Genomic DNA, 19051 nt, shown 5'->3' with positions numbered 1-19051 from the left:
GGATGACTATTGAAAATAGATGAGTATTTACAACTTCTTTTTGATGGCAAAATGGGTGCGGCTAAAGCAGTTAGGTTTTCTACTATACCAGATAAATTAATAAAATTCATTTGGCTTGATGATTCTGATTCTGACGATAAGAAATTTCTTTCATTGAAAAGAAATGAGATATGGTTTGCACAAAAAGATTTATTGAATGATCCATATGAATATAAGGGTATGTTGCTTGATAGAAATAAGATGCACAATGCAGGATATAGCAATGATATCATAGATTATTATCAGCAATTATTTGATTTTAGTGATTATGGTATAACATGTCTGTCAGCTAATAGTATAGATTATTTACCAATGTGGGCTTATTATACAAATAATCATAAAGGATTTTGTGTCGAATACAATGTAATCAAAAAAGACTGTATACATGAAGTATTATATGAACCGGAAAGAATTAAAGTGGCATCATTAATATTTCAAAGCAGAGAAGCTATTAAGAAGGCTATTACATCAGGGCATAGAGAACAAGCAGAGTTTTATTCGACTATATTTTTACAAAATTTATTCATTAAAGCAAAATCGTGGGAACATGAAAAGGAGTATCGCATAGTTTATCCTTTGGATAATAGTATAGGCATGAATGTATCGGTAGGTGATTTAGGGCTTAGAACAAGTCGAATTATTGCTGGTATAAATTGTTCTGAAAATAATATTATAAAACTTAATGATATTTCAGATAAGCTCGGATTAGGAAGTGTTTATATGAGTAGGATTCATCCAGAAAAATATACATTAGATTATATTAGGTGGCATTGATTGAAAGTTGATGAGCATATGCAGTCTGACAGTATAAATTTAAAGGAAGGTGAGCAGGTGAAATTTTTTGACTATGATAAAAATGTAAATAATGTTGAATACTATGAGATATTAGAGGATTTAATGGAGCGCTGGGAGCATGAAATTGTAGAATTCAAAGAGGCAAAAGGTGGCTATGATACAGATAAAATTGGACGTTACTTTTCGGCAATTAGCAATGAAGCAAATCTTAGGAATCAGCAGTATGGCTGGCTTGTATTTGGCGTAAGTGAAAAGGATAAGGTTAAACATGTTGTGGGAACTGCTTATAAGAAAGGTGATAGAAGTCTTCTTGAAAAATTCAAATATGAAATTGCAAGAGACACAACCAATGGTATGACATTTTACGATATTATTGAGTTATTGCCGGTTGTAAATGGAAAAGAACTGCGTGTGTTGATGTTTAAGATACCCGCTGCAGCAACAGGTATCCCAACAGATTGGAAGACAAATTATTACGAAAGATCTGGAGAAAGTCTTGTACCTCTAAAGCAGTATAAGATTGATGCAATCAGATCACAAGAAAGAAAAGACTGGTCTAAACAGATTATAGAAGGTGCAACTATCGACAATCTGGACCAAGGTGCGATTCAGTTGGCTCGTGAAAAGTACAAAGAGAAGATGGCACAAGAACCAATTTCTAAAGAAGTTGATGATATGTCAGATGAACAGTTTTTGACGAAGATGAAGCTGTTAATAGGTGGCAAGGTTACAAATGCTGCAATGCTTTTGTTGGGAAATTCTGATTTTGACTATTTATTCACAGCCGCTCCAAGTATTATGTGGCGTCTCTATGGTGTGGATGGAACAGACAAGGATTATGCTATTTTTAAGATTCCGTTTATCAATGTTGTTGATAAGGTATTTGCAAAGGTAAGAAATCTGACATATCGGTATATGCCAAATCAAATGACGTTATTTCCTATGGAAACAGAACAGTATGATAGTTGGTTGATGAGAGAGCTTTTAAATAACAGTATTGCCCATTCAAATTATCAATTAGGCGGTAGAATTTATGTAAACGAATTTGATGACAAAATTAAGATTACTAATCCGGGAGATTTTATTCCTCAGAAAATAGAGAATGTTTTGGAAGTTAGTTATAATCCGCCATTTTATCGTAATCAGCTATTAGCAGAGGCAATGGTAGCTTTTCATATGATTGATACGGCAACGCTTGGAATTAGACGAGCTTATAACATTCAGAAAGCAAAGTATTTTCCAATGCCAGATTATGATTTTTCGTCAGGAGTTCAAGTGGAAGTAACGGTTTATGGCAAGACCTTGGATGATAATTATATGCATATTTTGTATGATCATCCAGAATTAAATTTACAAGATGCATTTTTGCTAGATAGAGTCCAAAAAGGTGTTCAAATTGAGAAGAAGGATGCTGATAGATTACGAGCATTAAAACTTGTAGAGGGAAGACTTGGAAGCCTATATTTGTCAGCATCAGTTGCAAAAAGTATTGAGGATCAAGCAGGTTATATTAAAAATAAAGGCTTGGATGATCAGTATTATAAGACATTGATTATTGAGTATCTAAAACAATATTCAAAAGCGAATAGAAAAGAAATTAACAAATTGTTATGGGACAAGTTACCAGATTCATTGTCTGATGACCAAAAGAAACATAAGGTTCACAACTTATTAACTGCCTTAAAAAATAAGAATATTATTGAAAAGGATGGAGAAAACCAGCGTAAAGCTAACTGGATATTAAAAGATTAATCGGTTTAGGATTGGTTTAGTTTACTTTGCTTAAACCGATTATTAAACCAATCAATACTTCAAATTACTATAAAATAGGGATTATGATTGGTTTAATATGGTCAAATTCAACCGATTTAAACCGATAATTTAACCGATTGAATCCGTAATATATACTTTTACTATTTGAAAGCAGAGAAATAGAGCAGGAAGTAAGCTCGGTACAGATTATGAATTATTTGCATAAGCATTAGTAATGCAGACTGACATTAAGAAAAAAGATTACAGCATAAGCAAGGAGAATAAAAAAGATGGAATTTATTAAAGAGACAAATAGAATTTATGCGACAAACGAGGAAGGTATGGTTGTAGCTGAGATTACATATTCTGAGACAGGGGAAGGTGTATGCACTATTGAACATGTAGAAGTTGATGAAGACTTAAGAGGACAGGGAATTGCAGGGAAATTAGTTGAAGCGGCAGTTGCTGAAATTAAAGTTCAGAATAAAAAAGTTGCAACTACTTGTCCTTATGTACAGAAATTGATAGATACCTATGTAGAAATTGAACCATTGTTCGAAGAGCAGGTTGATTTTGAGACTTTTAGTAAGTCAGATTTCCGTGTCGTAAAGGTTAAGGAGTGTATTGCGGTAAAGAAAAGTAAGAAGTTATTACAGTTTACATTGGATGATGGAACGGGGACAGATCGTACAATTCTTTCGGGTATTCATATGTTCTATGAACCAGAGGAACTTGTTGGCAAGACGTTGGTTGCTATTACGAATCTTCCACCAAGAGCAATGATGGGAATAGAATCTTGCGGAATGCTTTTATCAGCAGTATATAATGATGTAAATGACGAAGAGAAGCTCCACTTAGTTATGGTTGATGATCAGATTCCAGCGGGCGCTAAATTATACTAATAAGTATCTGTGCGAATGGATACGAATAAAAATGAATAGATACAACTTGACATTACAGAAAATATGAGATATGATTTAACATAAGAATCGGACAAGATGGAAAGTCTCATGGTATATGCTGTGGGAATAAAAGATATCAGGACGGTGTACGTAAATTGAATATTTGAAAAGTATTGTGTTCATTTATAGGGATAGTTTATAGTTCTATAGATGTACTTTACTTTCATATAAATTCTGTTGGTATATTGTATAATGATATAAATGAGACCTTTCATCGTAACTGATGCAAGGTCTTTTTCTATGTCCGAAAATACAATCAAGGAGGGCATTTATATGTCAACAGAAATAATGAGCGAAAAATTCGCAAACGAAGCAGGTACAGATTTAATTGATGTATCGCATATGTATGAATCACTACGTTACAATGATTATTCTGTAGAAAACGGATTAGGAGAAATCGTTGATAATGCAGTCGAGGCTGGTGCGAGAGAAATTAGAATTGATTTTGAAAAACAAGCAGTAAAGATTGGAAAGAGACAAGCTGAGGAAATTGTAAGTATTGCGGTAGCAGATAATGGCATAGGAATGAACGAGCATATATTATCACAGTGCTTGAAGTTAGGGTGCTCTATGAGAGATCATAGAAATGGAAGGTTGGGTATAGGCAAATTTGGAGTTGGCATGACGTTGGGAGGAATATCCCTTTCCAGAAAAATAGAAGTGTATTCCAGGGATGAAGAAACAGATGAATTCTTCTATACATACATTGATCTTGATGAAATAAAGGCAGGAAAAACCACTATATCTACACCAATCCCAAAAGAGATACCAGATAAATACAAAGAGTTCTTTGAGGAAAATACGGGAACACTGGTAATCCTTTCTAATTGTGATCGTATGGATGGAACGGGAAGAAGAATTGATCCAAATGAATTTAATGGTCTCATTGCTAACTATCTGGGAAGGACTTATAGAAAGTTCATCGAAACTGGTTTGAAAATTTATTTAGATAACAGAATTGTTTACTTGCATGATCCATTATATATGGCAGGCCCTACACAGTTTGATACAAAGGAATCTCAGGATCCAAAAGCACAGTTGTATAGCGAGTATGCATTTGATTGGGATGTACCAGGAAAGCCGGGTGAAAAGGCAACAATTCGTATTAAGCTATCATTGTTACCTCTGGAATGGAGAGCAAACATTGGAGATGGAGGTAATATTGATGCAAAAAGGAGAAAGATAGACCAGAATGAGGGTGTTTCAATATTAAGAGCTAATAGAGAGGTCCTTTATGATAAGATTCCATACCTGATTGGACAGAAAAGGGGACAATTCTCTTATCAGGATAATGATAGATGGTGGGGATGCGAAATCTCATTTCCCCCGGAGCTAGATGAGTGTTTTCAGGTTAGATATATCAAAAGAGGGGCAGAGCCAATTGGAGCACTTAAAGATAGGTTGAAATCAGAGCTGACGGGGACAATTACATCTCTCAGAAAGCGTATTAAAGAAGATCGTTCGGCTGAGAAAGCAAAGCAGAATCAGGCTAAAAATCATTTTGATAATGTAGCTGAGATTATGACGGATTTAGATGACATTCTTCCAATGAATCAGACGAGAAATAACATGACTCAGGAGGAAGAGGCTGATAGAATTGAAAAGATTTTGGATGAAACAGCAGGAAGTACAGGAGAAACAGAAGCTTCAAGAGAAGCACGTAAGCAAGCAATTAATAATAATATGTATTCGATTCTTACGGTTGCATATCCCGCATCGGTTCTTTTTGAAACAGAAACATTACTAGGAGATAAAATGGTAATCAAATTAAATACAAATCATCCATATTATCAAAAAGTGATTGAACCATTGTGTGGAGAAGTTCTTAAGGCGGATTCGGCTGATGATTCGGTAGATAAAACCAAGGCAAGAGATGCTATTATGCTTTTGATTTTAAGTTATGTGAAGGCAAGAGCAGCAATGAAAGATACAGAAAATAATAGATTATTGTTTGATAATTTAGAATCCCAGTGGGGAGCAATTCTTTCCGCAGTATCAAGTAAGATTGATGCTGCGGAGATGTAAGGAGGGATTCTATTGTATATGGAAGATGTTACTTTACAGGATAAAATATATACTCATGGAGGCACCGAAAATGTTTTTTTTATTGGGACTCCTGGTGTTAGAGATGGAAAAGCTGTTCTGATATACGGAAGACATGGGCATCTTGATTACATTGATATAGATGCGCTTGGCAGTCAAGTAAGAGAATGTCTGGATAGATATATGACAAATAAATAGAATATTATATTATATACTTGGACGAGCTAGTTCTTAGATATATATTGTAAGAAAACAAAGCCGGAGTAGTACACATGCATTTGACAATGCGTGAGTTCTACTTCGGTTTTTTGTAGTTTGAAAGTTTCAAAAATAGAAAAAATAATACTTGCAAGAACAGAACATATGTTCTATAATTTAATTACGCTATCTTAGCAAGAGAATAACAGTTGTCTTACGTCGCAAGAGGAGGTGCAAGTGTGCAAATGTGGAAGATGAGTACATTCACGTTGACTGTCCTTGCTGTAAGAACAAGCGATTGTTTGATTTATTGCGAGGATCGAAGGGCATCGTCTCAATAAAATGTTCCATATGCAAGGTTGTTGTGGCAGTTTCCCTCCATGATGGTCGAGCATCAAGTAATAAAAAATTATAGAAGAGAATCGTACAGAGCAAATCGGAGCATAGGATTCTATAGCTACCAGCGCCTGACGAAGATATGTTTGTAATGCAGGTTACAAGTATATTTTCGTTGGGCGTTTTTTAATGAAAAAGGAAGGAGGTGAGACCAGATGGCTGGAAAGGCTAAAGATTATGATAGAGGAACCCGTATAGCTGATAGGCGAAAAGAATTGGGATTAACTCAGGATGAATTAGCAGACCGTATAGGAATTGGCCGACAGGCGTTATCTGCTATTGAAAATGGTGGTGAATTTAAGGTTCAAACTTTAGAGCGTCTGGTCTCATCTTTAGATGTGTCAGAACAATATATTATGCATGGAAAAACTGAGGATACAAAAGTTTCATTAATATCGGAAGCAATTAATGTTCTTTCAAATATGAGTGAACTTCAAATTCAACAGTGTCTGGCGATGATGAGAGCTTTAAAAAATGTTCAAATAACTGATTAAATTATGTTTTGTTCAAATTAATGTCGTGTTTACACGACATAAATGTCGCCTGCACACGGTCGGCAATTAAAGGCTGGCAGGATACAATAATCATGTGCTTAAGATACAGCACACCACGAGAGTGGAGGCGCCAAAACTCTCCAATACGAAATCGTAAAGGAGATAACAAAATGAATAAAAGAGATTTTAACGTAGTAGGAAACGAAGGTACAGATAATCAGAAGCTTGCAAAGGGTAATGTATTTATAAAGTCACGCAGAGCGGAACTCAATGTAGTCCAGATGGTTGAAAGTATGCGTGAACAGGCAATACCTAATGGAGTAATAATAAATGATGCGTATTGTGATCGCTCAATGACAAGGGACTATGACAGAGAAGCACTGAATGCTTTCTTTGCAACACTTAAAGAGGAAGGTTTTGAGGTTGTAGTAGTTAGAAGCCTGAATGAGATTACAGATGACATTTATGATCTGGAAGAATTCGTGAATACCATCACAGACATGGGTATATGGCTCTATTCTCTTGGAGTCGGTCCGGTGCCAATTACTGTATCTCATGCAGAGGACTTCGGATGCTAAAGGAGTTCTCTAGTAGAGAAGCAGCAGGAAATCATTCCGGTCGGGACAAACAAGTCCCGGCTGTGAAGGATTGCAGATTTACACAGACTGCATTTGGAACAGTAGTACATGATTCGAGTGGGAAGTGGCTTGGTCAGTACGAGACAGAAGATGCAGCTGTAGAGATGATTAGAGAAATGGCACAGGACATTGGAGGGTACGACGATGAAATATGAAGGATATAAAATTGGTCCGGTGATTCGTGATATCCGTAAGGACAAGGGACTTCCCATTGAAAAGGTTGCTGCTAAAACTGGAATAAGTGTTTCGACACTTGGACAGGTGGAGCAAGGAGGAAGAAACCTGAGCATGAAAAGTTTGTATATGCTTATGGAAGTTTATGAAACAGACGCGAATAGCTTACTTGCAATAGATTGTACACCGGATTCATTAGATTCGAGGCTAAAGCGGTTACCTGCAGATAAGCAGGATTATTTGAAAAAGACATTTGATTTTATGATAGAGCAGGCTTTGAAGTCAGCATAGGAGGCAGAAAATGAGAAGAAAGATTAAAAAGATGGATTGCATAGAATATCTTTCAGTGCAGGCTCCATTGGAAAAAGTAAATATGCTTGAAGACAAGCAGAGCAAAAATATATATGAATTTGTAAAGAGAAAAGAATATTCAATCGTGGGAAAGATAAGACGCAATGGCTTTTCGCAGAGAGATGTTGATCGCCAGTGGAATCAGATTGTGAATATGATCCGCAAAAAGCAAATTAGTGGAGTAATTGTTGCGAATATGGCAGCTATATCCAGCAGTGTTGTGGATGCTTATTTTAAGGTAGGGCTGGTTATTGAAGCAGGCGGCATTGTGGTGACTGTAGATGAGGGCAGATTGGATATGCACATCAAGAAGGGAGCATAGATATGAGCAGACGAACAGAAAAAAGAAGATATGGTAAGTATAATAAATTTGATGTTGTATATGCAGATTTTGGAAAAAATCCACATGGCATTCAGGGAGGGATCAGACCAGGAATAATTATTTCATGTGATGCCAGTAATCATGATGGTGCACCGCAGGTGTCAGTAGTCCCTTTGAGCAGTAAGTTAAAGGATATTCCGGTACATGTGATTTTAAATCCGAAGGATGTGAGTGGATTTGGATTAAGTAAAATCTCTGATTTTATGCCTGAAGATGCACAGACAATTTCAAAAGGCTGCATTAGAGCAAAAAGTGGAACTGTCATTGAGGATTCAGGCATGCGAGAAGAAATAGACAGAGCATTGATACGACAGTTTGATCTGTTACCTGTAGCTCGCAAAATAGTAATGGAGGAGTTAGCAAATGGACAGCAGAACCAAAAAGACTAATAATAAAAGATTTGTCAGATATTCGGAAGGGGAAGAGATGTATTCAATGAGTGTGTCAAAGTTTATGCAGTTAGCGAAGGATGCAAAGGCTTGTTATAAAGTGAATCAGCTGGTGTTGGTTAATCTGGATATTATCGACGAATATCTTGAAACTTTCCACATTGTAGATGACGAGTTTTATAAGTAATTATGAGAAATGACGCATTAGTATAGAAGAAATACAAACAAGTATGGAGAAAAATGAGCCACGATAGAAAAAATGTATTGAATTTCGGTCAGACCAAAAGTATAATATGATTAAGATTTGAAGGAGGCATACAGATGGCTAGAACTGGAAGACCAAAAACAGATAAACCTTTTGAGCATAAGGTGACTGTTAAATTCAAAGAAGAGGAATACCAGATAATGGTTGAGTATGCTGAGACTCATAATCTATCCATTTCGCAATTGATTAGAATGGGTGTTGAATTACAAATGAAGCAGCAGGCTAATCAGTAGAACAGGCTCTTTTCTCCAGAAAGGAGAGAATAATGGCTTGTAGAAAAGATGGTAAAGGCAGAGTATTAAGAAAGGGTGAGGGTCACAGAAAAGGCGATGGAAGATACTCATATGTATATATTGATCCATTAGGCAAGAAAAGGACCATTTATGCAAAGTCTTTGGTAAAACTTCGAGAAAGAGAAGAACAGTTACAAAAAGACCAGTTGGATGGACTTGATATCTATGTCGCAGGAAAAGCTGATGTAAACTTTTTGTTTGACAGGTACATATCAACTAAAACAGAATTGCGTAGCACTACTTACAGTAATTATTTGTATACATGGAATCACTTTATTCGTGATACATTTGGCAAGAAGAAAGTAAGAGATGTGAAATACTCAGACGTGTTGTTCTTTTATACAGACTTGATTAATAATCAGGGATTACAGATTAATACGCTTGAGACAATTAACACAGTATTAAGACCTACATTTCAGCTTGCTGTCAGAGATGATATCATAAGGAAGAATCTGGTAGACGGAGCATACTGTGAAGTAAAGAAGCGTAATGGTGGTGCCAGAAAAACAAGGCGAGCGTTGACTGTGGATCAGCAGAGAAAATTCATGGAGTATGTAGCAAAGAATCCGTTCTTTTATCACTGGTATCCATTCTTTGTATTTTTGTTAGAAACTGGATGCAGAATAGGAGAAGCAATTGGGATACGCTGGGATGATATTGATTTGGAGAATCGAATTATTGATATCAATCATAGCTTAACCTATTACCAGAGAGCGGATGATTCATATAAATGTGAGTTTAGAGTATCTTTGCCAAAGACGGAAGCTGGTAATCGTAGAATACCTATGATGCAGCAGGTATATGATGTGCTTCAGGAAGAATATGAGAGACAGAAGCAAGAAGGCTTTTGTGTTGAGAATGTGGATGGAATGACCAATTTTGTATTTACAAACCGATTTGGGATGCCACATAACCCAGCAACAGTAAACCGGGCAATCAAGAGAATTGTGGATACACATAATTCAGAAGAAGAGGTGGCTGCTAAAAAGGAGAAGAGAGAACCTGTAATGATTCCGAGATTCTCCTGCCATATCTTCAGACATACGTTTGCATCAAGATTTTGCGAGAATGAAACCAACATCAAAGTAATTCAAGAGGTAATGGTGTAGAGCAACTTTTTATAAGTGATTGAGACAAAAGGAAAACAACAGATAATAAGAATAGATAAGTGGGATGAATGATGGGAGTGTGTAGTGATTTACTGCATGCTTTTTTCTCTTTACAAAAGGTTTATAATAAAAAAGAAGGAACCCCTTCCTGGCAAGAACCGGTTCCCTCTTTCTAAAATACATCCCAAAGGAAGTATCCAAATGTTATGATACGTATTTTTAATCTATTTTGCAAGCTAAAAAATATAAAACTTTCTGATCAAGAATGGTTTGATCGGGCAATCGCAAAATTAAATCTTTCAGAACAAGTCTGTCCATACTGTGATTCCAAAGGGCAAATGATTCTTCATGATAGTTATTCGCGTTACATGAGCACCTTAAAAGCCAATCACATAAAAACCGAAATATTACAGATCCCAAGGGTAAAGTGCGCTTCCTGTGGATATACCCACGCAGTTTTGCCGGAGGTTTTGATCCCATACACTTCTTATAGTATCCGTTTCATTCTGACGGTATTAAAAGACTATTTTTTGCGTACACATACCGTGGAAAAATTTGTGAAATGTATCAGATTGCTCACGCTACGCTTTATGCTTTTCGGGATTTGTTCTTTTCTCATAAAAAGCTGATACTTGGAGCATTAAACGATGCGCAGAAGAAACAATCCGATTTTATTGCAGAAATAGATGGTCAATTACTTTTTCAGTTTTGGAAATCGTTCCGCTTTTCTTTTCTGCAGGCAGATAGGAAAAGGAATGGTAAGCCTGCTTCAAGAGTTTGTTACAGGTGCAGATTCTTTCGGACAGTTAAGCAATGGAATCTCAAATAGTATCATTTCCGAGATTCTGTACTGGCTGATCGCAGCCATTATTATGGGAATTTTATTCCTCATAACGGGATTCATGATAATCGGGATTGGTTATCAGGTAGGGAAAATCTACCGGAAATATTGCTGGGATATCATCAGTATCATGATGGCAATAATGAGTACAGCTATCGTGATCTATTTCGGTGAATGGATAAAATCTGTTATTCTGATAAACCTTATTGTGCTATTACTTCTTGTGTATGTGGTCTATATCGGAATCCGATGTTATGTGAAAGACTGGCAGGAAGAACGGGGATATTATTAAAGATAATCGGACAGCAAAAAATGAAAGGCTGTCCGATTTACTACAATAGTTTCAGGCGTTTATGAAAGTTAAAAATGAGTATACGGTATTGCCTGTTTATCCCATATATGTTTTCAGCACTTTATTCCACTATTGGTGGAATAAAGTGCTCAATTGCATTGCGCAGCTTGGGATGATGGATAATAAAATGTATCGCTGGTGCTTTTGCTTTTGATATCATAGCCCATTGCCCCTCATGAACCAATATCTGCAGATTATTAAAAGTATGGGTTGTATTTATCTGCAGTATATAATTAGGATTTTTTCGGGCAAAAGCTTTCGTATCACTCATATGTATCCTGTATTCCTCTTCACTGTATGGAAGATTGGTTTCACAAAAAATTCCAGAAAGATCCAGAACGGGTGGATTTTTGCTGAATGCTTCTGGTGTCAGAGCCGGAACTTCGTCTTCAAGCGTTTCAGAATCAAGAATGGATACAATTCTTTCCTTTGTTTGCGCGCCATGGGCGCGCTCTAACGGGTGTAAGTCCCGAACATGCCCAGGTAGTGGGAAATGTATAGCCGAACAGCAAGGGTGTCTACCGTGAGGTGGAATCTGAAGGAAGCTGTAAGCAAATCTCTGGTCCGACGGACAGAAATCGCATATAAGGCTAGGCTTCGAGTGATAAGCTGGCAAAGAACAGCGAAGTCTAATAACTACCACGTTTGTAGAAGCAGAGTAAATGCGGCGGATATATGGAGAGAAAGAGCGTGCACCTTAAGCGTGGAGGTCTCACAGAGGTTTCATTAGCCTAGTAACAACGAACTGTGAGAAGTCAGCCGAGCCCATAGTAGTGAAGAAGTCTCTGTAATGGGGATGGAGCGAAGGGGCGAACAATCAATCAGTTTGAGTATGTCTCGTATTGCAGAAATGACAACATCTGCCGTAACCAATCGGGTAAAAGGTGGTCAAATCAAGCGAGACGGAAAGGAAAGAACGCATGGACACAAGTAATCTAATGGAGCAGATATTATCTAGTGATAATCTCAACAGAGCATATCTGCAAGTCGTACGAAACAAAGGTGCTGAGGGAGTGGACGGAATGAAGTACACAGAACTGAAGGAACACCTTGCAAAGAACGGCGAAACCATCAAGGGACAGTTGAGGACAAGAAAATATAAGCCTCAGCCAGTACGAAGAGTGGAGATACCAAAGCCTGATGGCGGTGTCAGAAACCTGGGAGTACCAACAGTAACAGACAGATTCATACAACAAGCCATCGCACAGGCGTTAACACCAATCTATGAGGAACAGTTCCATGACCACAGTTACGGATTCAGACCTAATAGATGTGCACAGCAGGCAATTCTAACGGCACTTGATATAATGAATGACGGAAATGACTGGATTGTAGACATCGACTTGGAAAAGTTCTTTGACACAGTAAACCATGATAAGCTAATGACTTTAATTGGAAGAACAATTAAGGACGGAGATGTCATCTCTATTGTAAGGAAGTATCTAGTGAGCGGAATTATGATAGACGATGAGTATGAGGATTCCATTGTGGGAACTCCACAAGGCGGAAACCTTTCTCCATTGCTGGCAAACATCATGCTCAATGAACTTGATAAGGAAATGGAAAAGAGAGGGCTTAACTTTGTACGATATGCAGATGACTGTATTATCATGGTCGGAAGTGAAATGTCTGCGAATAGAGTTATGAGAAATATCTCACGATTCATCGAAGAAAAGCTAGGGCTCAAGGTCAACATGACTAAGAGTAAAGTAGACAGACCAAGCGGACTTAAATACCTTGGATTTGGGTTCTACTTTGATTCAAGAGCGCATCAGTTTAAGGCAAAACCACATGCAAAATCAGTAGCGAAGTTTAAGAAGAGAGTGAAAGAACTCACATGCCGTAGTTGGGATGTTAGCAACAGCTGTAAAGTGGAGAAGCTCAATCAGCTCATAAGAGGTTGGATTAACTACTTCAAGATAGGCAGTATGAAAACACTATGCAAGGAATTAGATTCAAGAATCCGTTATCGGCTTCGCATGTGCATTTGGAAACAATGGAAAACACCACAGAATCGAGAGAAGAACCTTGTAAAACTTGGAATAGACAGAAACACAGCTAGACGAGTTGCATACACAGGTAAAAGAATAGCTTATGTATGTAACAAAGGCGCAGTAAATGTTGCTATAAGTAACAAAAGATTAGCCTCATTTGGACTAATCACAATGTTAGATTACTACACCGAAAAGTGTGTTACTTGTTAAGTTGATTGAACCGCCGTATACGGAACCGTACGTACGGTGGTGTGAGAGGTCGGAATTTCTCATTTAAGAGAAATTCCTCCTACTCGATTGCGCTTTAACATGCTTTCTTATCCGCTGTTTTTGTCCGCTGTCCATGCCGTGGCGAGTAAGAATTTGTTCGAGAAGTTCTTCGCTTATTGTGTATAGCGGCAAGGTGGATCGGATGCCCCGACGTTTTCCTGTTTTTCTGGTATCAGCGATTAGAAAAGTGTTTAGCTCAGTTTCTCGTTCATTGCGGTAAATGTCCATCAAAGGATATGCATTTTTTAATAGGTCATCTGCACGCTTTTGATAGTATTCCACTTCCCGTTTGGATTTTGTCAGATAGTATTTTCCATCTGCATGACATCCGGCAATTGCTTCACCTGAAAGCGCAACAGAACCAGATACTTTTAACAAATGCAGGAATGTGTTGTTTTGTACATTTTTTAAATAGTATGGCGATATTTGCCCGGTCATATACATTGGGATCCAGCTTTCCAATCCCAACATCATTTCATCGAAAGAACGGTCGATGTTATGTATCTGATAAAGATGCAGTCCTTTCTTCAACATCATTGCCATACCAAACATCCATTTCTTTGGAAATTCGGGATCTTTTGCCATTTCTTTCATTGGCATATCGCTATACATGATCACTGGAGAAGTAGATTTTGAAAGGACAGTGGTTTTCAGAAAATCCAGATCACTCTCCATCATTTCGTCTATTCCCCAATAGGTTTTGGAGAATGGAATTTGAAATGGAACAGAAGGGACTTTTAATTTATCAAAATGAATGACACGTATATATTCATCCAGATTAAATTCATCGAGCTTCTCTAAAAAAACGGTCATTGAATCTTTGACAGCCCCTGCTCCGGCAAGCAGCCAGTCTGTAAGGCGATTCTGAAATTCTGTATAGTTTGAGAATTCTTCCACCGGGTAATTGATTAATCTGGATATGACAACTTTCTGTTCCATGGACTGGCAATGTTTGGCGACGAAAATTGAAATCTTTCTGGAAAACTCCGTAGGATTGGCAGGCTGTCTTTGTCCATTTCGGATACGGGAAATATAGGATGGGTCAAAGTTCAGAAAATGTGCCAGATCAGAAATGTTTATCGGTACAATAGTCAGCAATGTATGAAAATTTTTCTGTAAATGAGCAATATCCACGTTGCTTTTTACATATGGAGAAAATGCTTCAGAGACAGACTGTACTGTGATATCAGGTATTTTCTGACTCTCTGCAATAGAAACGATTCCATTTATAAGTCTGTCAAAATTTTCGGATCCATCTTCTGGGATGCGGTCACCGGATCTATAACGGCTGATCGTAGCAGCAGAGAGACCAGATTTTTCTGCTAAATCTTTGGCAGTACAGTCCAACTGCTTCATGTAGTCATCTAATAATTTTTTGAAATCCATTGAGATATGTTCTCCTTCCTAATGATACAGGTGTCCTTTCTTGTAGTATATAATATCCTCAGGGAATTACAATATTGCAATTTCCAAAATGTCACTGACAATTAGGAAATAAAAAGGGTGAAGTACCGGATGTATGGTATATTTAAAGCGTTACAAATAGTTTTACTATAGATGAAAGCAAGAATGGAGGATGATTATGAAAAAAAGAAGAAAGGGAAAAGTTAGGTGGTTGTCTGTTCTGCTTACAGGCTGCCTGTTACTATCTATCATACCTGCAACAGCATTTGCTGCTGAAGATACAGCTCCAGCAAAAAGTGAGAACTCTGCAGGAGAAGAAATTCAGATGCCAGAACAGCAAAATGCAACAGAGGATACATCAAATAGTGTAATCGAAAATAAATCGGAAGATGCAAATACAGAAAATAAGGATGAACAGATTGATAAATCCAATGAAAAGTCATCTGCGGAAGTTGCGACACTTGCCCTCGAGCAACCAAAACCGGATTATCTCCCTCAGGGAGTAACGTATTTTTCTGATGGCTACAAGCACGCATATCACACACGAGTTGATGTAACTGCCAATGTTTCCGTTAAGGATTCGACCGGTACGGTGGTTGAAACCACACAAGTAAGTAAAAGCAGCGGTGAGTTTAATTTTATCACAGAAGAATTCCCAAGTGCCGAAGTGCTGCAGACAGCAGTGGAAAATCTTCAGACCGAGATTGAGACACCGTACAAAGCTAGGGGGACCGTTACAAGTGAAAATGAGAGTGCGGGGCCGATTATTGATCATTTTGAGAGTGCCTCTCTTTATACTTTTACGCCCACATCCGGCAATCCGGTTGATTTTAGTTCGGATTTAGAAGCGGCAAAGCAGTATTTCAATGAGCACCCGGATGCGACCGGTACTTTCACAGTGATTCTGGATGTTCACGAATATCAAATATATGATTATACTTATGACCTGATTGTGCAGGAACCAGATGCTGTGGATGAGGCTATCACCATGGTTGACATTGGTAATATTTGGAAAAATCTTGATGCTTCACAGCCTATTGCATTTACAGCAGAAGTCAATCCTAACTCGGAATGTGCAAACCAGATGACGCTTACGGACGAGTTTTGGATGCAGTGGACTATTGATGGCCCTATAATTGCAAAATCCAATCCCAAAAAGCCGGTTGCAGGGGCAACCTACAGATATGGAGTGAAATTAACAGCGAAAGACGGTTACTACTTCCATGACGGATTCAAAGGTAGCGGAGTTGGATGCATTGTAATATGCGATGGCTCCACTATAACGGCGTTTTCGGGCACACTCTCCGATGATAGAAAGCAGTTAATCCTCTGGTTTAACGACATAAAGGTGACAGCGACTGACGAAAGCTCTCAGAATAGCATTGGTGACGTAGATATTGAGGGTGTAACCTTTAATTATGAGCCGGGAGATGTTCCAAAAGCAACTGCTTACAAATGTGATCCATGGGATGAACAATATGATATAGAATACGAATATTGGGAAGAAATGGAAACGAATGTAAACGGTGAATCTATACCAGTAAAATACTGGTATTCTGATGAAAGCAAGAATAATGCACTTGCACAAGACAAAAAAATAACGACCTTTGAGGATGGCAAAACTTATATGTATAGTCTTTCCCTTAAAGCAAGAGACGGAAATACATTTGCAGCTAATAGTAAAGTAATGGTGAATGGCACAAATGTAAATAATGCAAATATAACAAATACTGGAACAGGACTTTTTGTAGTTGCTGTAAGAACAATAAAACCTGAAACTGTTCAGTTACAAAATATTAGTATTGTCGAAATAAATAATGCAACAATCAGCTTTAAGGTCGGAGATAAGCCTGTATTCAGTGGAAAAACAGCTGAGAATGTTCCGTATATTTATCAATCTGAATTTTGGAGTACAGATGGAGGTAAAAAATACCATTACTCAGCCGATTTTTGGAACGACAACAATCCAGATGATTTATTTACCGAATTTGAAAGCGGTAAAACTTACACTTATGGAATTTATTTCAAGGCAAAAGAAGGATATTGTTTTACAACTGATACAAAATTGAAAATAAATGGTAAATATTACGATTATGACATTACCGACTATGACCCGCTGTTACAATATCCTAATGGCGGATATGCAACGATGTGGATTGACACAAATTTGACCATGACACCACAGGCATCCGGCACAACCCCTGAATATAAAATCACTGAGGGTGCAAATAGCTCTTGGAAGCAGAACAGCGACGACACGCTGAAATTTGTTGCAAACGGAGATTTCTCCAAGTTTACCGGCGTTAAGTTGGACGGTACGCTAGTTGCAGCCGATAAATATACTGCCGTATCTGGTTCTACGGTGATCACACTGAAAAAAGATTATCTCAGCACTCTTTCTGTCGGCAAGCATACCCTGACTATTGTTTATAACGACGGCGAGTGCAGCACGGAGTTTGAAATCAAGGCGGCAAGCATCACTTCAAGTACTGACAGTACTGGTAATAATTCGGGTAGCACTTCATCAAAAGTAAACAAACCGGATACAAGTGAAAAAACAAGTCCTAAAACCGGCGATACAAACAATATGTTTTTGTGGTTTATCATACTTTTTGTCAGTGGAAGCGTAACTATTGGTACGCTGATGGTACATCGAAAGAAACAGTATAATCGATAACAGAATGGGTTAATTTATGCGGCGACTATCGAGGACGATGGTCGTCGTTATTTTAATTAAGATTCTATTGTAAAATTTTTAGATATCTTAAAGAGGGAGCTTTAGACCCACTGGAGCTTTATAATGTAAACAAGTGCGGTAAGTGCTCCCTCGATCGTGACACTACAAAGAATCTTTAGATTTCAAGAGAATCTTCTGCATCTATCCACATCTGCAAATTTCCATTAAGACATAATCTTGCATACTCAAGTGGTTCATCAATGGCAAGTGCGTTTAATGCACAGTCTGATCCGGGTGTAGTCTTTAAATTTTTTTCTGCTTCCCAACAGTCAATGCGGAGCATATAGCCAGCAGAAGTATAAACATCAATACTGTTGCGTTGTGGGTTGTATTCTGCAAATATCGTTCTCATCGTATCGAATCTCCTTATCATTCAATCAATCATCAGTTACAAAAATCAGAAGCATTTCAATCAGTTCACCATGTCACTTTTATTTTGTGTTATACTGTTTTATAGATTTTTCTTGGTCTCCGCTGCCGCTTCGGTCGGCACAGAGCAGATGTCCACCGGACATCTTGTGCCCTTGTATTTGCCCTTATCAGAGTTCGTAAACACTGATGGGATGATATAACACAAGGGAAACAATAAGGGAAAGCTCACCTGCGATAAATCCAGTGTTTTCAAGGGTTTTCGGAGAATTTAATAACAAGATATAACAGTTATTAACTCGCTTAAAACAGGTGAAATCTCAATCGGGATTTGAGGAGGAAACAAACATGGAAGATAATAAATCAATGACTGTCAAGAAAACGGTAAAATCAGGAATAACTTTTGGAAGTGCATTAGCTATGGTTATTAGTTATACAACGTGGAAGTCTGTCGGCTGGGCGATTTTTCATGGATTACTTAGTTGGGTGTATGTCATATATTTCCTTTTGCGCTATTAAATTGGTTCTATGAATAATATTATGGCAGGGATGAATCAGCCAGTACAAAATGGTATGACCCCACCACCTGTTCCAGGTATTTTATATTATATTGTAGTGAATGGACAGGCAACAGGCCCATATGATCTTAATACATTAAGGCAAATGATGACCGTGGGGCAGTTTACTTCAGACAGTTTAGTATGGAAAACCGGAATGTCTGAGTGGGCTAAAGCTGGTTCAGTAGATGAAATGAAGCCATTGTTCCCTGATATACCACAAATTCCGAAAGAAAATTAAAGAAAG

General features: G+C 37.7%; 22 protein-coding genes and 2 pseudogenes. 21 read left to right on the top strand and 3 right to left on the bottom strand.

Annotated elements, in window-relative coordinates; all coding sequences use genetic code 11:
• Positions 1 to 9 precede the first annotated feature (9 nt).
• From C7E02_RS15740 to C7E02_RS15665, 17 genes and pseudogenes are all read left to right on the top strand, one after another.
• Positions 10 to 813, top strand: a complete 804-nt coding sequence (locus tag C7E02_RS15740) for a DUF2971 domain-containing protein (RefSeq protein WP_105310094.1) — start codon at positions 10 to 12, stop codon at positions 811 to 813.
• Positions 814 to 2586 carry an ATP-binding protein gene (locus tag C7E02_RS15735; RefSeq protein ID WP_242978942.1) on the top strand — a complete coding sequence of 591 codons (1773 nt, stop codon included), beginning with the start codon at positions 814 to 816 and terminating at the stop codon, positions 2584 to 2586.
• Positions 2587 to 2876: 290 nt separating this feature from the next.
• Positions 2877 to 3116, top strand: a pseudogene (locus C7E02_RS20750) (GNAT family N-acetyltransferase); the annotation flags it as partial.
• Positions 3117 to 3122: 6 nt separating this feature from the next.
• Positions 3123 to 3488, top strand: a pseudogene (locus C7E02_RS20745) (hypothetical protein); the annotation flags it as partial.
• Between the two features lie 333 nt (positions 3489 to 3821).
• A complete protein-coding gene (locus C7E02_RS15725; RefSeq protein ID WP_158683074.1) occupies positions 3822 to 5573 on the top strand; it encodes an ATP-binding protein in 1752 nt (583 codons plus the stop codon).
• An 18-nt stretch (positions 5574 to 5591) separates the two neighbouring features.
• Positions 5592 to 5789: a hypothetical protein gene (locus C7E02_RS15720; protein ID WP_158683072.1), complete on the top strand. Its 198-nt coding sequence runs from the start codon at positions 5592 to 5594 to the stop codon at positions 5787 to 5789.
• 551 nt (positions 5790 to 6340) lie between these two features.
• Entirely contained in the window at positions 6341 to 6679 is a 339-nt protein-coding gene (locus tag C7E02_RS15715) for a helix-turn-helix domain-containing protein (protein ID WP_105310090.1), read from the top strand.
• Positions 6680 to 6849: 170 nt separating this feature from the next.
• The gene (locus C7E02_RS15710) at positions 6850 to 7257 is read left to right on the top strand and encodes a recombinase family protein (RefSeq protein WP_105310089.1); all 408 of its coding nucleotides are present in this window, start codon (positions 6850 to 6852) and stop codon (positions 7255 to 7257) included.
• Positions 7251 to 7472 carry a terpene synthase gene (locus C7E02_RS15705; protein ID WP_105310088.1) on the top strand — a complete coding sequence of 74 codons (222 nt, stop codon included), beginning with the start codon at positions 7251 to 7253 and terminating at the stop codon, positions 7470 to 7472. Before C7E02_RS15710 ends, C7E02_RS15705 begins: the two co-directional genes overlap by 7 nt.
• Positions 7462 to 7782 carry a helix-turn-helix domain-containing protein gene (locus C7E02_RS15700; RefSeq protein WP_105310087.1) on the top strand — a complete coding sequence of 107 codons (321 nt, stop codon included), beginning with the start codon at positions 7462 to 7464 and terminating at the stop codon, positions 7780 to 7782. Before C7E02_RS15705 ends, C7E02_RS15700 begins: the two co-directional genes overlap by 11 nt.
• 10 nt (positions 7783 to 7792) lie before the next feature.
• Positions 7793 to 8164 carry a recombinase family protein gene (locus C7E02_RS15695; protein ID WP_105310086.1) on the top strand — a complete coding sequence of 124 codons (372 nt, stop codon included), beginning with the start codon at positions 7793 to 7795 and terminating at the stop codon, positions 8162 to 8164.
• Positions 8165 to 8166: 2 nt separating this feature from the next.
• Positions 8167 to 8613, top strand: a complete 447-nt coding sequence (locus C7E02_RS15690) for a type II toxin-antitoxin system PemK/MazF family toxin (RefSeq protein WP_105310085.1) — start codon at positions 8167 to 8169, stop codon at positions 8611 to 8613.
• On the top strand, positions 8588 to 8800 hold the full coding sequence (locus C7E02_RS15685; protein ID WP_105310084.1) for a DUF6462 family protein: 213 nt from the start codon (positions 8588 to 8590) through the stop codon (positions 8798 to 8800). The genes C7E02_RS15690 and C7E02_RS15685 overlap by 26 nt, the downstream gene beginning before the upstream one ends.
• Positions 8801 to 8934: 134 nt before the next feature.
• Positions 8935 to 9111 carry a DUF6290 family protein gene (locus C7E02_RS15680; RefSeq protein WP_105310083.1) on the top strand — a complete coding sequence of 59 codons (177 nt, stop codon included), beginning with the start codon at positions 8935 to 8937 and terminating at the stop codon, positions 9109 to 9111.
• Between the two features lie 32 nt (positions 9112 to 9143).
• Positions 9144 to 10280 carry a site-specific integrase gene (locus C7E02_RS15675; protein ID WP_242978941.1) on the top strand — a complete coding sequence of 379 codons (1137 nt, stop codon included), beginning with the start codon at positions 9144 to 9146 and terminating at the stop codon, positions 10278 to 10280.
• Between the two features lie 206 nt (positions 10281 to 10486).
• Positions 10487 to 10909: a DUF6431 domain-containing protein gene (locus tag C7E02_RS20740; protein ID WP_105310082.1), complete on the top strand. Its 423-nt coding sequence runs from the start codon at positions 10487 to 10489 to the stop codon at positions 10907 to 10909.
• Between the two features lie 57 nt (positions 10910 to 10966).
• Complete coding sequence (locus C7E02_RS15665; RefSeq protein WP_242978939.1) at positions 10967 to 11413, top strand: DUF6040 family protein; 447 nt, start codon at positions 10967 to 10969, stop codon at positions 11411 to 11413.
• 121 nt (positions 11414 to 11534) lie between these two features.
• Here C7E02_RS15665 and C7E02_RS15660 read toward each other — a convergent pair whose 3' ends face one another.
• Positions 11535 to 11744, bottom strand: coding sequence for a hypothetical protein (locus tag C7E02_RS15660; protein ID WP_105310081.1), 210 nt, complete (start codon positions 11742 to 11744; stop codon positions 11535 to 11537).
• A 649-nt stretch (positions 11745 to 12393) separates the two neighbouring features.
• Here C7E02_RS15660 and ltrA point away from each other — a divergent pair.
• Positions 12394 to 13677, top strand: coding sequence for a group II intron reverse transcriptase/maturase (gene ltrA / locus C7E02_RS15650; protein ID WP_105310080.1), 1284 nt, complete (start codon positions 12394 to 12396; stop codon positions 13675 to 13677).
• A gap of 63 nt (positions 13678 to 13740) precedes the next feature.
• Here ltrA and C7E02_RS15645 read toward each other — a convergent pair whose 3' ends face one another.
• Positions 13741 to 15123, bottom strand: a complete 1383-nt coding sequence (locus tag C7E02_RS15645; RefSeq protein ID WP_105310079.1) for a helix-turn-helix domain-containing protein — start codon at positions 15121 to 15123, stop codon at positions 13741 to 13743.
• 196 nt (positions 15124 to 15319) lie between these two features.
• On the opposite strand from C7E02_RS15645, the gene C7E02_RS15640 reads away from it, so the two are divergent.
• Complete coding sequence (locus C7E02_RS15640) at positions 15320 to 17818, top strand: X2-like carbohydrate binding domain-containing protein (RefSeq protein ID WP_158683070.1); 2499 nt, start codon at positions 15320 to 15322, stop codon at positions 17816 to 17818.
• 175 nt (positions 17819 to 17993) lie between these two features.
• Here C7E02_RS15640 and C7E02_RS15635 read toward each other — a convergent pair whose 3' ends face one another.
• Positions 17994 to 18230, bottom strand: coding sequence for a DUF6061 family protein (locus tag C7E02_RS15635; protein WP_105310077.1), 237 nt, complete (start codon positions 18228 to 18230; stop codon positions 17994 to 17996).
• A gap of 365 nt (positions 18231 to 18595) precedes the next feature.
• Between C7E02_RS15635 and C7E02_RS19465 the strand changes: the two genes are divergently transcribed.
• Complete coding sequence (locus C7E02_RS19465) at positions 18596 to 18766, top strand: hypothetical protein (RefSeq protein ID WP_015535374.1); 171 nt, start codon at positions 18596 to 18598, stop codon at positions 18764 to 18766.
• Between the two features lie 30 nt (positions 18767 to 18796).
• A complete protein-coding gene (locus tag C7E02_RS15625) occupies positions 18797 to 19045 on the top strand; it encodes a DUF4339 domain-containing protein (RefSeq protein ID WP_158683068.1) in 249 nt (82 codons plus the stop codon).
• Positions 19046 to 19051 lie beyond the last annotated feature (6 nt).

Source organism: Dorea sp. Marseille-P4042, from assembly GCF_900290215.1.
Taxonomy (GTDB): Bacteria; Bacillota; Clostridia; order Lachnospirales; family Lachnospiraceae; genus Dorea; species Dorea formicigenerans.
Note: the sequence above shows the minus strand (reverse complement) of the source record. Positions and strands in the feature narration are given on the sequence as shown.

Excerpts from the sequence above, each read along its gene's own strand:
- C7E02_RS19465 (WP_015535374.1), top strand. The coding sequence starts at position 18,596 with ATGGAAGATAATAAATCAATGACTGTCAAGAAAACGGTAAAATCAGGA.
- ltrA (WP_105310080.1), top strand. The coding sequence starts at position 12,394 with ATGGACACAAGTAATCTAATGGAGCAGATATTATCTAGTGATAATCTC.
- C7E02_RS15725 (WP_158683074.1), top strand. The coding sequence starts at position 3,822 with ATGTCAACAGAAATAATGAGCGAAAAATTCGCAAACGAAGCAGGTACA.
- C7E02_RS15645 (WP_105310079.1), bottom strand. The coding sequence starts at position 15,123 with ATGGATTTCAAAAAATTATTAGATGACTACATGAAGCAGTTGGACTGT.
- C7E02_RS15695 (WP_105310086.1), top strand. The coding sequence starts at position 7,793 with ATGAGAAGAAAGATTAAAAAGATGGATTGCATAGAATATCTTTCAGTG.
- C7E02_RS15710 (WP_105310089.1), top strand. The coding sequence starts at position 6,850 with ATGAATAAAAGAGATTTTAACGTAGTAGGAAACGAAGGTACAGATAAT.
- C7E02_RS15660 (WP_105310081.1), bottom strand. The coding sequence starts at position 11,744 with ATGAGTGATACGAAAGCTTTTGCCCGAAAAAATCCTAATTATATACTG.
- C7E02_RS15665 (WP_242978939.1), top strand. The coding sequence starts at position 10,967 with ATGGTCAATTACTTTTTCAGTTTTGGAAATCGTTCCGCTTTTCTTTTC.
- C7E02_RS20740 (WP_105310082.1), top strand. The coding sequence starts at position 10,487 with ATGATACGTATTTTTAATCTATTTTGCAAGCTAAAAAATATAAAACTT.
- C7E02_RS15715 (WP_105310090.1), top strand. The coding sequence starts at position 6,341 with ATGGCTGGAAAGGCTAAAGATTATGATAGAGGAACCCGTATAGCTGAT.
- C7E02_RS15675 (WP_242978941.1), top strand. The coding sequence starts at position 9,144 with ATGGCTTGTAGAAAAGATGGTAAAGGCAGAGTATTAAGAAAGGGTGAG.
- C7E02_RS15705 (WP_105310088.1), top strand. The coding sequence starts at position 7,251 with ATGCTAAAGGAGTTCTCTAGTAGAGAAGCAGCAGGAAATCATTCCGGT.
- C7E02_RS15700 (WP_105310087.1), top strand. The coding sequence starts at position 7,462 with ATGAAATATGAAGGATATAAAATTGGTCCGGTGATTCGTGATATCCGT.
- C7E02_RS15635 (WP_105310077.1), bottom strand. The coding sequence starts at position 18,230 with ATGAGAACGATATTTGCAGAATACAACCCACAACGCAACAGTATTGAT.
- C7E02_RS15625 (WP_158683068.1), top strand. The coding sequence starts at position 18,797 with ATGAATCAGCCAGTACAAAATGGTATGACCCCACCACCTGTTCCAGGT.
- C7E02_RS15720 (WP_158683072.1), top strand. The coding sequence starts at position 5,592 with ATGGAAGATGTTACTTTACAGGATAAAATATATACTCATGGAGGCACC.
- C7E02_RS15640 (WP_158683070.1), top strand. The coding sequence starts at position 15,320 with ATGAAAAAAAGAAGAAAGGGAAAAGTTAGGTGGTTGTCTGTTCTGCTT.
- C7E02_RS15685 (WP_105310084.1), top strand. The coding sequence starts at position 8,588 with ATGGACAGCAGAACCAAAAAGACTAATAATAAAAGATTTGTCAGATAT.
- C7E02_RS15690 (WP_105310085.1), top strand. The coding sequence starts at position 8,167 with ATGAGCAGACGAACAGAAAAAAGAAGATATGGTAAGTATAATAAATTT.
- C7E02_RS15680 (WP_105310083.1), top strand. The coding sequence starts at position 8,935 with ATGGCTAGAACTGGAAGACCAAAAACAGATAAACCTTTTGAGCATAAG.